Raw genomic sequence first — 13,326 nt, 5'->3', positions numbered from 1 at the left:
TTGCTGGTGGGGAAGCGATGCGGGCGGTGGGGAAACAGCGCGGCCCGGTATCAAGCCGCGCTGTTCCGGTGGATGGTGGGCGTATCAGGCTGGCTGTTCTTCCGGCCAGCGATAGTTGGCGAACTGTTCCCGCAGGTCTTTCTTGCTGATCTTGCCGGTGGCTGTATGGGGCAGTTCTTCCGCAACGACACAATCGTCGGGAATCCACCACTTGGCCACATTGCCCTCAAAGGCGGCGAGTACCTTCTGTGGGTCCGGCTCGGCCCCGGGCGCGGGCACAATCACCAGCAGCGGCCTTTCGGCCCACTTCTCGTGGGAGATGCCGATTACGGCGGCCTCGGCCACCTCGTCCAGTGCCATGGCACAGTTCTCCAGCTCGATGGAGGAGATCCACTCACCGCCGGACTTGATCACATCCTTGGTGCGGTCGGTGATGCCCAGGTAACCCCGGGGATCGATGGTGGCCACGTCGCCGGTATCGAACCAGCCGTCGTCAGTGAGTGCTGACTCCGCCGCGCGGTAATAGCGCTCGCAGATCCAGGGGCCGCGAACCTGCAGGGCACCGAAGGCGATACCGTCGTGGGGTTGCGGCTGGCCCTGCTCGTCCACGATACGCATCTCCACGCCGAAGGCGGCGGGGCCCTGCTTCAGGCGCAGTGCTTTGGCCTGGTCCCCTGGCAAATCTTCCGGTACCCGCGGGTTGTAAGTGCCCAGCGGGCTCATTTCGGTCATGCCCCAGGCGTGGTGGGTGTAGACCCCGTGCTGTTGCTCGAACTCCTCCATAATGCTCCAGGGGCAGGCGGAGCCGCCCACCACCACACGGTTGAGGCTCGGCAGGGTGCTGTCGGTTTCCCGCAGGTATTTGAGCAGCGCCAGCCACACGGTGGGGACGCCAGCGGCGATGGTTACGCCCTCTTCGCGGATCAGCCGGCTCAGGGTTTCACCGCAGGCCATCTTGGGCCCGGGGAATACCAGCTTGGCCCCCACGGCGGGCACCGCGTAGGGAATCGACCAGGCGTTGACGTGGAACATGGGGACAACCGGCAATACTGCCTCACTGCCCTTCAGGGCAAACACATCCGGCATCAGCACGCCGTAGGTATGCAGCACCATGGCGCGGTGGGAATAGAGTACGCCCTTCGGGTTGCCCGTGGTGCCGGAGGTATAGCAGAGGGCGGCCGCAGTATTCTCGTCCAGTGACGGCCAGTCGAATCCTGTCGGCTGTGATTCAAGCAGCTCCTCGTAGCAGACCAGGTTGGGCAGCGTGCTGTCGGGCATATGGGCACGGTCGGTCAGGACCACGAAGCCCTCAACCGACGAGAGTTTCGGGGCCAGCGCCTCCAGTAGGGGGACAAACATCGGGTCGATAAACAGCCAGCGGTCCTCGGCGTGCCCGACAATATAGGCGATCTGTTCCGGGAACAGGCGCGGGTTAATGGTGTGGCAGACCAGGCCGCTGCAGGAGGTGCCATAGTAGAGTTCGAAGTGCCTGTAGTCATTCCAGGCCAGGGTGCCGACCCGGTCGCCGGGCCTGGCACCCAGGGCCTGGAGAGCATTGGCCAGCTGTGCACTGCGCGCAAAGGCGTCGGCATAGGTATAGCGGTGGGTGGGGTTGTCGGCAGTAAAGGAAACAATCTCACTGCCGGGGAAGTTAGCCTGCGCGTGGCGCATGACGGCGGTCAGGGTGAGTTGGGACGGCATCATCAAACCGTTCATTGTTGGCTCCTCATTATCGTTATTGTCTGCTTGTCGCTGTCGTTATTAAGGTAACGGCTCCGGTCAGTGTGGGAAAGGGATTTCGGCCCACACAATCCGTCTGGTGGGTCACATTCCGGGCAGTGCCTGGGGCGGTGCCCGGGCCGGATTACTGGACTATCTTGATCCACTCGCCCGGCTGGGGTTCGCCGCGGGGATAGTAGCCGTTCAACAGTCGCAGTTGCTCCTCGGCGTACTCACCGATATCCATGTGCCGTGCCAGTGAAGCAAAGGTGGTTTTGTCGTTGGCCTGCACATAGCGCAAACGCCTGATGTTGGGCTGGATGATGTCGCTTTTACGCAGGGGACGGAAGCTGCGAATGCTGGTGAGGAACAGGTTGTCGTACTTGTTGCGGTTGTCTGCATCCCGCAGCGAAGGGTCGTTAATCTTGCCCTCGAGGATATACTGGCGGCTGCCGTAAAAGACCACCGCTACCCGTTCGGGGCTGTCGGGTGAAGACACCGGGAGCTTGCCGGTGTGCCCAACCAGGCGATACTGGTTGAGTTTCTCATCCTGCTCCAGGTTACGCACGTCGTAGACTTCACGCAGCGCCATATCGGCGGGCTGGTTGCCATTGCGGTTGTCCACCTTGATAGTGATGGTGGCCTTGCCCTCGGGATGGGTGCCGACAATGGACGAACGCTCGTTTTTTACTTCCCAGCCATCGGGGAACAGCAGTGAGAAGCCAAGACGGCGGTGATTGTAGCGATTGCGATCTGACTGCTGCGCATTCTGTCCGTAGACGATGCCCTCGGTTTTCTCTCGGAAGTTCTCCACTTTCACTTCCTTCTTGTCCTTGGGCAACTCACCGGCGGCGGCCACCACTTCCTGCAGGCGGATATCATTGCGCGGGTGGGTGGAGAACACTCCGTGGTAAGTCTGGGGCTTCTTGCCTTCGACCCGCGCCTTGCGGCGGGCAAAGGTCTCCTGGTCTTTCAGCAGCCCAATCACGTTGATCATGGCCTGGGGGTCGTAGCCGGCATTGAACATATACTGGGCCCCAAAACGGTCGGCCTCCAGCTCCATATCCCGCCCGTAACCCTTCACCGCGGCAGTGGTCCACAGGTTGGCGACATCGCCCACCACGCCGCTGCCGGTAACCAGTACCGACAGCACCGAGGCGACCCCGGCGCCGGTGGCGGCGGTTTTCTGCCGAACTGCGTGCCGGGCGGTGATATGCCCGACCTCATGCGCGAGCACTGCCGCCATCTCTGCCTCGGAGTGCAGGTAGGTGAGCAGGCCGCGATTGATGTAGATATAGCCGCCGGGCAGGGCGAATGCGTTGATGTCCTGGCTGTCGATGATGGTGAAATTGTATTTCAGGTCAGGGCGATCACTGGCCTTGACGATCTTCTGCCCTACGTAGTCGACATAGGCGGTCAGCACCGGATCCCGGTAAATGGGGGTGCTCTCCACCAGCTTCGCATGCATTTCCTGCCCGATACTGATTTCCTTTTCCTCGGACATCAGCACCAGGTCGGGCCGGTTGGTTGCCGGATTGAAAGCACAGCCGGCGATGGCCGCCAACACTGCGCCGATCAGGATCTTATTAGTATGTTGCATCGCTCCGTCTCCCTCCCTCAGTTAACTTTTGGTAGCCTGGCCCGGCACCAGGAACTGCTGCAGTTGGGCTGCCATGCCCTTACAGGCATTGTTCTGCACCCGCGCGATTAATGGAATGGGAATAACAATGGCGGGCATATAGGAGGTGCCCTTGGCATCGGCGTTCAACTTTCCCGAGAGCTCCTGGTCGCGAAAATCCCATACTGAAGCTTCGTAATCCGACTCCTTGTCCCAGGTGCCGAAGCCAAAGCAGCCGGCACCGCCGGTGCCGATAGAGCAGCCGATGGATCCGGCGCTGGCCGTGGTCTCGGTTGAACCGTCTATCCAGACGATATACTTCACCCCGAAAGCCTCAAGCCGCTTACGCACCTCACTATTTTCCATCAGGCGGTCCAGGGATTTCAGGTGAAGCGGTGCGGTACGTGGCTCGAACCAGGGGTACATGGCGTCGACAAAATGCTGTTCCGAAATTACCGTGACGCCGCCGTCGGGGTTGTGTAGCGTACGGCCCACGCAGTCAATCAGGTCCGGCTCTGTCTCGTAGTCGCTGGAATGTCGCCGACCGAGAATAACCACCGAATCGCCGTCGGCCAGCTCGCCATCGCTGCGCCGGTACTCATCAATGACAACCGTGGTACAACCGGTGACCGCGGCCACCAGAATTACAAAAAATACCTTGACCACAACAACCTCCTGTTAGTCCGTGGTTTCCGCTTCCCCGTCAGGCTGGTCTTTCATAGAGAGGGCCCGTTGCTTACTGGCTACCAGTGCCTGCAGTTCCGGCACCCGCTCAAAACCGGTATACAGCGTAGCGCCGGCATCCCGCAGGGCCACATTGATAGCCTGGCCCAGTGCTGCCTCCCGGGATTTCAGGAAGGCAGTCGGGGTTTTGCCGTACGCGGTGATAACCCAGTTGGCAACCTGGTCGCCATTTTTGTCGTAGGCATACATGTCGTACTTGATCCACACCTCGAAAATATTTACCCGGGTTTCCCGCGGCATGGTGAACTGGAGTTCCCGTACCTCCGGTACGATTACCAGCTCGATGTTGTCAGGGAGCTCCTGTGGATAGCTCGACAGTGGAATGGACTCGGTGAACATGGCGCCCAGTACTGTCTGGAACAGGTTCTGCTGTGCACGGCCGGTATTTATGTTCCACTCATCGCGGTCTTCGCTGTCTTCATGGTAAGTGAATTCCCGGAAACCCTCGCTCAGGTAGTAGCCGACATTAAGTGGGTACTGTTCCCCCACCGGTTCCGGGTATTCCCCGTCCACCTGTACAGTGTGTGCACAGGCTGTAACCAGCAGGACTGTTGCAGTTAGCGCCAATCTGGCTGCAGCGGAAAATCCATTTCTCTTCAAGGCCATGGGTCGCTCCTGTCAGTGCGCGATTGCGCTACCGAAAATCGTTGAGTCCAACAAAAGTTCCCCCGTTGCGATAGGTCAGCTCGCGCATCAGCGCCGCAAATCTCAGGCCGGTTGTCTGCAAGTGGGGTGGCCGGGAGAACTGGATGGGGAAGCCAATGGCGTGAATGCGTACATTGCGCTTGCCCTCGCCATGCTGGGCGTTGACCCGGTCGACCGCCAGCATCACCCGCCGGATTGACTTGCCGGTGAATTCGTCGCCAAGAACGTAAATGCTGATTTTCTTGTCAGCATCGTAGAAGCTGCGTACGGCCTTCTGGATGCCCTCCACCGGGCTCGAATTACTGAACGGGTTCCAGGATCGCAGGCGCTTGAGGATTGCCTGCCGGCGTCCGGGTGTATCGGGGATCCATTTATTGCGGTAGTTGGAGAACATGTAGTCCCCCATATCATTCATTACCTGGATGCCCTTGACGTTGGGGTACAGGTCAAGCGTATTGACCATTTCATTCATCATGCGGTCCCAGCCGTAATTGAACATACTGCCGGACGTGTCGATGATGAACAGGATGTACTCGCTGTCGACCGGGATACCACCAATGACGTTGTTCTTGCGCTGGTAGTTTTCCCCCAGCAGGCGGCGCATTTCATCCGTCATGCTCTGCAGGGCGATGGTGAGTTCGCCCTTGAGCTTGCCTTCCTCGGTTTCACCCTCGGTCTTGCTTGCATACTGTGCCTGCAGGACCGACAGGCGGCCGCGCAGGTTGGCAATTTTCTCACGCTCGATATCCAGTTGCTCGCGCTTGGCATTCAGGTCCCGGTTGAGCACCGTGGTTTCGCCGCGGATTTGTGCCAGCTGCTCCTGCAATTGCCTGACCTGGCCATCCAGGTCGAGCTCTGCCTCTTCCAGAACAATGGGCTCGACGGTCTTGGCGATCATTAACAACAGTACAATGGCGCCGAACCCGCAGCAGATGACATCCAGGAAGGAAATGCTGAACTCTTCCTGCTGGCGCTTCAGGCGGTTGCGTCTCATGGCCAGTCCCTCGACGGTGCCAGGAAGGAGCCATCGGTCTCCATGGCCAACTTCCAGAATTCACTGGCGGCAAACGGATCGCCGTCCATCGGCGCCAGGATTACATTCACCGGGATGCCCCCGGGGAGGGCTTTTACCGCCCGGTCAAATAGTTTGCGGCGCTCCTTGCCGGTGACGACATTGCGTCGTGGTCTCTTCATGCCCTGGGTGGGGAGCCCGTCGGTAATCAGGATAATATTATCCGGCAGCGGGGACATGGCGCTGACTGCATTAAACACCCGCTCAAGGCTGGTGCCGCCATCGGGCACCACTTCATCCAGGGCCTTGAAGGCGTCGTCAAGCTGGTCGCGGTCGTCAACGTTCAGCCAGCGGTCCTCGGTACCGGCAATAGCGGCCTGGAACCCGGTGTTGAAAGTGTAGATCTGGTACTGGCTGTCCTGGGGGAACTGCGCGGTGAGCCACGACACGGTATTGATCGCACGGCGCCATTTTCCCGCTTCACGCTTGGTGCGGGATGACATGTTGCGGGTGCGGATCACCTTGATCAGTTCGTCCCCCAGCATACTGGCCGAGGAATCCAGCAGGATCAGGATGCGATTGCCACCCAGGCGCAGGCCTGTGAGGTACTGTCGATCGCCATCGCCGACGAACTTGCGCACATTGTCGCCAAGCTTCTTGTTTTCCGCCTCGAGTTGTTTCTTGGCGTCCTGAAGCTTCTTGAGCTTGTCCTGCAGACGCTTGATGTCGTCTTCTTCGGTGTTGCTGTCGATTTCGGCGATATTGCCCTTTACTTCCTCGATCTGTTCGATAATACGGCGCGCCAGGCCCTGCGCGTCGGCCAGTTCATCGCTGGTGGCATCGAGTGTGTTGCGGGCGAGCACCAGGTGTTCACGCCCGAACTGGACTTCCTCCTTCAGCAGCTCAACCTCGGCCGAGAGATCCTGGTTTTTCACCTCGATATCGTGATCGGAACCGTGTTTAATGATCAGGAAGATCAATGCCACAGCACCGAATCCACAGGACATGATGTCGAGGAACGACAGGCTGAAAGTGGTAAACCGCCGATTCTTACGCGCCATATTGCTCCACACTGATTGCGGTAATGACTTCGTCAAAATCTGCCGCGCCGATCCTGTCACCGGCCGTGAGGTTTACCGGCGCCGCGATCTCCTCACCATTCAGCATCAACTGCGCGCCGGCGTCGACTCGCAGTGCCAGGCGACCGGCGTGGTTGGTGATAGTGGCAGCGGGGTGTTCGGGTGGGGTGGGCGTGATTTTGAGTGCGCCTTCCTGCCAGCTGACAAAAAGTGGTTGCTGCGCCGCCAGGGCACGGTGCCCGAACAGCAGGTGGGTGGCAGCCGCCTCGGCGGCGGCATTGACCTGTACGGCGACTTCGTTGGCGGGTGCCGCGGACATGGCGGTGACAAGGCGCAGTGCAGCGGTCTCGCTGTGTACTTCATGCCAGCGCTTTTCCACCGCCTGCGCAATGCTGTTGTGTGGCAGGAGGTGGATTCGCTCTGCCAGTTGCGCGCCGGCGGGTACATCGGCCCAGCGGTGCGATACGAATACCACGCTGGAGGGGTCGGCGAGGTTGTCGAGCAGTGCACGGATGCGGGACAGGATCGGTGTGCTGGCATCCTGCAGCTGGCGCAGGCTGACTTTGGCCGTGCGATCCTCGAGTTCCGCCATGACTTCACCCTGGCGCATGGCGCGGCCGACCCATTGCGGCATCAGGTCGTACAGTTGCTGCTCCGCCTCGGCGGAGTGCTGTGGGTCGAAACGGCATTGCATGACAAAGGCATCGGTAAATACCCTTGCCCAGGAATCCTGGAAGTGTTGCAGGCCCGCGTCGCTGACAGTTTCGACATGGTCGAGCTGGGCCTGTTCATGTACGGCCACGCGGCTTACCAGTGTCTGGTGACGCTGTAATTCAACGTGCAGGTGTACCCCGCGGGGTGCGCAGTTGCCGACACAGGCAGTGGCCGCATCCACCAGGCCCACGGCGTTGACCGGACTCTCATTGACAATACCGAGTAGCAGGGCCAGTTGTTCACGGGTGAAATTGCCCGGTACAGCGAGAATCAACTCGTCGGGCATGTCGCAGTGTTCCGCCATGTCCTGCAGCTGACTGTAGGCCAGGTCCGCGTGGTGGCGGCAGCGAGCGTTGTCGGAGTTGAGTGACTCAAGGCTCAGCCGGCGCCAGAATTGGGTGTTGACCCGCGTCGGGTTGCTGCGGGCACGCATCAGTGCCGCGGTGCCCAGCAGAATCTTGTGGCTGTCCACCACTGCCACGCCAGGGCTGTCGAGTATTTCGTCGGTGCCACTGAAGACCCGCAGGCCGCAGTCGTTGATTTCCAGTACGCCTTGTTGCGCCATTGGCTAGCTCCTTCTTCCCGTGCCCCGTCCCGGTGGGGCGGTGGCAGGCGGCTTACCTGTTATCGGCGGTCACTCGCCACAGTTTTGTGCATGCATCTTTGGCCGTGTTTCCAGGTCAGCTGACCTTGAGGAATCGCAGCAGGTTGTTGTCACAGTAATTCTGGGTATCCAGTACCAGTCGCTCCTGCATCAATTGCAGCTGGTGGGTGAAGAACATGATCACGATACTGATCACCAGGGCGATGAAGGTGGAGTTGAAAGCCACGCCCAGGCTGACGGTGACGCCGGCAATGTCTCCCTCCACGGCCCGGTGTGCCTGGGATAGTGCTTCACCGATACCGCGGACCGTACCGATAAAGCCAATCGAGGGGATGGCCCAGGTGATATAACGCACCATGGCCAGCTCGGAGTCGAGCCGGTCGCCCTCGGTATCGCAGACCTCCTTTACCGAGTTGGAGACGGCGGCCACATTCCTGGTGGAACTGAATCGCTGCAAGGCTGTGAGCAGGGCGCGCGGCAACAGGTAGTTGCGTTCTTCCTCGGGCAGGGCCTGGATCGGTCGCGACAGGTCCCGCGCATCCTCGGGCAGGATCGGGGTGCCCTCACGTACGTTGAGGAGGGCGCGGTCAAGCAGTTTGCGCTCGCGCATGCTGCGTTGTGCCTTGAGTCCCATGATGGCCATGGCCCATAGCATCAGTACAAAGCAGGCTTCCTGTTCATAGTCGCGCATGACGATATAAAGCGACCGCTGCTGGATGTAGGTTTCACCGGCGGCTTCCCGTGCGAGCTGTTCCTCAATAAGGGCATCCGCATTGGGACGGATCACCGATACGTAAATAGCGTGCACCAGGATGATTGCGCCCAGCAGCGCAAACAGCTGGAATATAAAATCGGAGGATTTGAATTTCATAATGGTTCTCGCTCTGCTCCGCAACCTTTTCCCGGCAGTTTGATGGTTTCTCAGATATCAATCGGGTAGGAGACTGACAGGTCCTCGGAAATTTCTTCCGATGCCTCGTAATTGTCGACGCCACCTTCGTTGTCGTTACTCTCAGGAGCCCGCGCCTGCACATTGCCGGCATCCTGCTCCTGGCTTACCTCCTCTTTCTCCTCTTCACCCTGTGTTTCCTGTTGCTGGGCGAGCGCTGCCAGTGGCAACAGGGCAAGAGTCAGGACCAGGCATAAACTTTTCATTGCTTCTCTCCGTTTGCCAGCACCGATTGCCAGCTCCAGGGGTATCGTCAGTCAATCCAGCGGGCTACGCGGAAGCCCACGTCACTGCGCGGTTCTGCGCCATAATCCCGGAATGAAAGGCGCAATTCGGTGAGTCCAGCGTGGCGCCAGCTGGAGCCGCGGATTACGTGATAATCACCATCCTGGGGGCCCACGGGGTTTTCTTCCCGCCGCATGGAGAGCCCGGTGCCGATGGTGTACAGGTCATGAATCCATTCGGATACGTTGCCGCCCAGGTCATACAGCCCGTGCGGGTTGGCGCTATAGCTGGCAACAGGTGCGGTGGCAGCGTAACGGTCGGTATAGGAGCGGAGCACTGCGGGTACGAGCTGTGCCGCATTGTTGTCGGCAAAGTTGCCGGAGTTCTTTCCTACCGGTAATTCATTACCCCAGGGGAACTTCAGCATGCCACCGTTGCGGAAGCGGGCGGCCCAGGCCCACTCGGCCTCTGTAGGCAGGCGATAGCCATTGGCACTGGCATCGAAACCTGTGACACGACTGCCCTCGGTGCGGTAAACCTGTTTCAGCCCGTCCCGCTGGCTGAGCCAGTTGCAGAACAGGGCGGCATCGCTCCAGCTGACATTCACCACCGGCAGGTTGTCGTTGTCCAGGCTGACCCCGTTCACATGGCTGGAACTGTGCATACGCTTGAAGCGCCGGAACTGGCGATTGGTGACCTCGGTGGCACCGAGGTAAAAGGGGCGCGTCAGGGCAATCTTGCGCATAACCTCATTGGCGCGGCGGCCCTGTTCACGGCGTGAAGAGCCCATGGTGAATTCTGCGTTGGGACGCATCAGTAGCATGCGGCCGCCGGCACCGTGGGTTATCTCGGCGGGGATATTGCTCCAGCGTGCCTGTTCCTGGGTGAGTAGCACGGCGCGAACTGTCTGTTCCAGTTTGGCACTGGGCGTGACGCTCGTCTGGTAATCCTCATAGCCTTCCTTGCGCACCAGGATGCTGTGGCTGCGGGCGGGCAGGGTGAAAATCTCGCCGGTATTGCCGGCCAGCTCACCGTCGATAAAGACTCGCGCGTTTTCCGGGCTGCTGGTGACTTTGACCCGTCCGAACACCGCGGACAAATCCACCTTGATTTCCCGCTCACTGCCAGACGCGATTTCCACGCGCCGCTCCACCGAGCCGAAGCCATCCTTGAAGAAGCGGATCTGGTGCACGCTGTCGGGCGCCAGGTCCAGCTCCAGCGGTGTCTGCCCTCGAAACTCCCCATTGACGGTTACGCTGGCACCGGACGGGCTGCTGGCAAGGCGCAGCAGGCCATCGGCTGCGGCCAGTTCCACCGGAGCCAGGGCCTGGTCGACACCGGCGGTGACAGCCACGGGGACTTCCGCGGTCTTGTGGTCGGGGAGGGATATCTCGACTATGCGGTCCCCCTGGATCAGCTGCGCCGTGAGGGGCGTAGTCCCGATTACCTCGCCCTCGACTGTTACCGTGGCGCCGGGCGGGTGGCTGCTGATCTGCACATCGGCCCATGCGGGGCGCAGGCGGGCCTGCAGCTGCTGGGTATTGTCCAGGCCCTCGATATCGATTTCACGGGTAAAGGGCAGGTAGCGCTCGGTCTCGATGGTGATGCGCTTGGTGCCTGCCGGGATATTCCTGGCCAGGCCCTCCTCGCTCGCCACTTCCTCTCCGTTGACCAGGATTCGCACCGGCACGGGGGGATCGGTGACTACCTGCAGGTGGCCGGGCAGGCGCTCGAGCTTGATTGCGCGGCGGCTGTTCTGGTCACTACTGACGTCTACTGAGCCACTCTGGGGCAGGTACCCGGTGGCGGTAATTTCGTAGCGATAGGTGCCCGGCAGTACCAGGTGACCATCGCCCAGGGGCAGGGCAAGCCCGCTGACACTGACATTGGCATCGGCGGGCTGGGTTTCAAAAATCAATGAGCGCGCCACCAGCAGGTAGACCAGTACCAGCATTCCCAGCAGCAGGGCAAAGGCAACGATCAGGGCCCGAGGGGAAAACAACAGTTTGCGGCTGCCAGCCTCCTCTGCCACCGGGGTAAACCCGGCGGGCTGGATGATTGAGAAGTCTTCATCTGCGCGATCGTTATCGCGAACGGGTACCGCTTCCTTCGCTGTCATTAGTGAATCCCTGTTACTGCGTAATTATCGCTTTATCGCAATTGGGCAGCGGCCGTTGCCCGTGCACCGAGGGGAATTGGTCGATTCCCGCGCTTCTCGCTGCCTGTTTTCTCCGGTGACATAAAGCTTAGCTTGCCCGCGCTTGCGCCATGTCCCTCGTGCCACTGTTTGTCGCGATATTCCTTTTATCGCCAGCACCCGGCAGGCGATCCTGTCCGGCTTGTTCAAGCCGGAGCCGTAACGTATTGGATCGGCAGAGCGAGGGGCGGTTCAGCCGTTGGTAGCTGTCTCAGCTATTATTGGCACCGTTTATTTTTTCTGCGCACTGGATGACAACTGTCGGTGTTTCGGCGCCGGGCTCGACGGTAAATTCTCGGCGGACATCGCGATAGCCATCCCGCCGGCCCACCGCCGTGTAGCGGCCGGGTTTCAGCGTGATCTGGCGCTCGGTAAAGTTGCCCAGGGTGCCTACCCGGTATATCGATACCCGTGTGCTGCTGTCCGACTGGAATCGCACCGGTACGGGGATCAGCGCCTGGGTCAGGGCAGTTTCCAGTTCCTCGATCTGCGACTGCAGTCGTGGTCCGTCTGCATCTATCTGGCGTGCATCCGCGAGTACTCTGCGGGCGTGTGTATTGCGTTTACTGCCACCCAGGGACAGCGGGTCCTCCAGTAACTCCTGTAACTGGTCGTCAAGCGTAGCGCGTGCCTGGGCGCGGGCTTTGCCGGTGATTGCGGACACCAGGCTGCTATCTGTTTTCAACAGTGCACTGTAGCTCTCTACGGCCGCGTGCCACTGCTCGGATGCTTCCTGCTGGTGTGCCTGGCTGAACAGCCGCTCGACGCGTGTTTGCTCGAGCCCGTTGGCAGCCTGCTGCAGGCCCACCGCCGGGTCGCGGGCTTCCGGTTTGAGCTTTTGTGCCCGCTCGAAAGCTGACCTGGCAGTGGCGTAGTCGTTTGCGGCGATGGCGGCATAGCCAGCCGACATGGCCTCGCTATAGTCGCGCTCGGTAATTGCCGCGACCACTTCCGGCAGTAACTCCTGCGCGGGCCGGGTCTCGCTGTCGAGCGCCAGGGCCTGCTGCAGGGCCGCTTTTGCAGTGTCCAGGTCGTTGGCGGCAAATGCGTCGCGGCCCCGGGTCACCTCTTCCCAGACCTCGGGCAGTTTTTCCGCCCGGGCCTTGCCGCGTGTGCCTCGCGGATGCTCTTCGGAAATGGTCAGCACCAGGTCAAAGGCGCTGTGGGCGGCCTCGGCATCACCGCGATTCAGTGCGTCATTACCCTCGGCGAGGTGCTGTTCGATACGCTCAGGTACACTGTCCCGGATCGACTGCATCGCAGCCAGGGCCTGCTCATACTGATCGAGCGCCTGCTTGAACTGGCGCTGGCGATATATCGCATCCGCTTCCTCGGCCAGGCCGCGTGCTGCGGAAAAATCCTCGGGCGCCCAGATTTCGACCCGGCGTTCCTGCAATTCTTCCTGTAAAACGAAGATTTCCTGGAGGATCTCCTGGACACGACGGCGCTGGCGCGCGATTTCGGCGTCGGTATAGGGGGATGCCTGGACTTTCGCGGGCCGTTGCATCGCACTGTCTTTGGCGGAGGCAGGGCCCTGGCCTGCAGCGATTTTGACTTCCGGCCTTTCCACGGTTTGCGGCAGGATCCAGAAGACCCCGATAACGCCTATCACCAGTGCCGAGCCCACCAGGATGGCGGGCAGGTTGCCGCGGCGGGGGGGATTTTCACCCTGCGGTACTTCACGGGTGGCAGCCCCGTCATCCGGCTGCGGGGAGTCAGCGCCGAAGCGAAAATCAGCGGGTTCGATATAGCCGTTATCTTCCGGGGACTGGTCGCGGTGTTGCATAGTCATTCCGCATAGCTGGGATTATTTTCCGGCG

General features: G+C 60.5%; 11 protein-coding genes. All 11 read right to left on the bottom strand.

All coding sequences use genetic code 11. The features are described from left to right. Positions 1-84 precede the first annotated feature (84 nt). Positions 85-1,716, bottom strand: a complete 1,632-nt coding sequence (locus tag ACH6CX_RS14185) for a long-chain-fatty-acid--CoA ligase (RefSeq protein ID WP_396675599.1) — start codon at positions 1,714-1,716, stop codon at positions 85-87. A gap of 148 nt (positions 1,717-1,864) precedes the next feature. Beyond that, positions 1,865-3,319 carry a M48 family metalloprotease gene (locus tag ACH6CX_RS14180; protein WP_232941002.1) on the bottom strand — a complete coding sequence of 485 codons (1,455 nt, stop codon included), beginning with the start codon at positions 3,317-3,319 and terminating at the stop codon, positions 1,865-1,867. A gap of 21 nt (positions 3,320-3,340) precedes the next feature. Continuing rightward, positions 3,341-4,003 (bottom strand): hypothetical protein, encoded by a 663-nt coding sequence (locus tag ACH6CX_RS14175; protein ID WP_237063587.1) that lies wholly within the window; start codon positions 4,001-4,003, stop codon positions 3,341-3,343. Between the two features lie 12 nt (positions 4,004-4,015). Beyond that, positions 4,016-4,687 (bottom strand): hypothetical protein, encoded by a 672-nt coding sequence (locus ACH6CX_RS14170; RefSeq protein ID WP_237063586.1) that lies wholly within the window; start codon positions 4,685-4,687, stop codon positions 4,016-4,018. 28 nt (positions 4,688-4,715) lie between these two features. Further along, positions 4,716-5,720, bottom strand: coding sequence for a vWA domain-containing protein (locus ACH6CX_RS14165; protein ID WP_232941005.1), 1,005 nt, complete (start codon positions 5,718-5,720; stop codon positions 4,716-4,718). Next, positions 5,717-6,799 (bottom strand): vWA domain-containing protein, encoded by a 1,083-nt coding sequence (locus ACH6CX_RS14160; RefSeq protein ID WP_232941006.1) that lies wholly within the window; start codon positions 6,797-6,799, stop codon positions 5,717-5,719. Before ACH6CX_RS14160 ends, ACH6CX_RS14165 begins: the two co-directional genes overlap by 4 nt. Then, the gene (locus tag ACH6CX_RS14155) at positions 6,789-8,096 is read right to left on the bottom strand and encodes a hypothetical protein (RefSeq protein WP_232941007.1); all 1,308 of its coding nucleotides are present in this window, start codon (positions 8,094-8,096) and stop codon (positions 6,789-6,791) included. Before ACH6CX_RS14155 ends, ACH6CX_RS14160 begins: the two co-directional genes overlap by 11 nt. A gap of 115 nt (positions 8,097-8,211) precedes the next feature. Continuing rightward, positions 8,212-9,006 (bottom strand): MotA/TolQ/ExbB proton channel family protein, encoded by a 795-nt coding sequence (locus tag ACH6CX_RS14150; RefSeq protein WP_232941008.1) that lies wholly within the window; start codon positions 9,004-9,006, stop codon positions 8,212-8,214. Positions 9,007-9,056: 50 nt separating this feature from the next. Further along, positions 9,057-9,290, bottom strand: a complete 234-nt coding sequence (locus ACH6CX_RS14145) for a hypothetical protein (RefSeq protein WP_232941009.1) — start codon at positions 9,288-9,290, stop codon at positions 9,057-9,059. A 47-nt stretch (positions 9,291-9,337) separates the two neighbouring features. After that, positions 9,338-11,428, bottom strand: coding sequence for an SUMF1/EgtB/PvdO family nonheme iron enzyme (locus tag ACH6CX_RS14140; protein ID WP_232941010.1), 2,091 nt, complete (start codon positions 11,426-11,428; stop codon positions 9,338-9,340). A 289-nt stretch (positions 11,429-11,717) separates the two neighbouring features. Continuing rightward, positions 11,718-13,292, bottom strand: coding sequence for a hypothetical protein (locus tag ACH6CX_RS14135; RefSeq protein ID WP_334078824.1), 1,575 nt, complete (start codon positions 13,290-13,292; stop codon positions 11,718-11,720). Positions 13,293-13,326 lie beyond the last annotated feature (34 nt).

It is taken from the genome of Microbulbifer sp. JSM ZJ756 (assembly GCF_044383805.1).
GTDB classification, from domain to species: Bacteria; Pseudomonadota; Gammaproteobacteria; order Pseudomonadales; family Cellvibrionaceae; genus Microbulbifer; species Microbulbifer zhoushanensis.
Note: the sequence above shows the minus strand (reverse complement) of the source record. Positions and strands in the feature narration are given on the sequence as shown.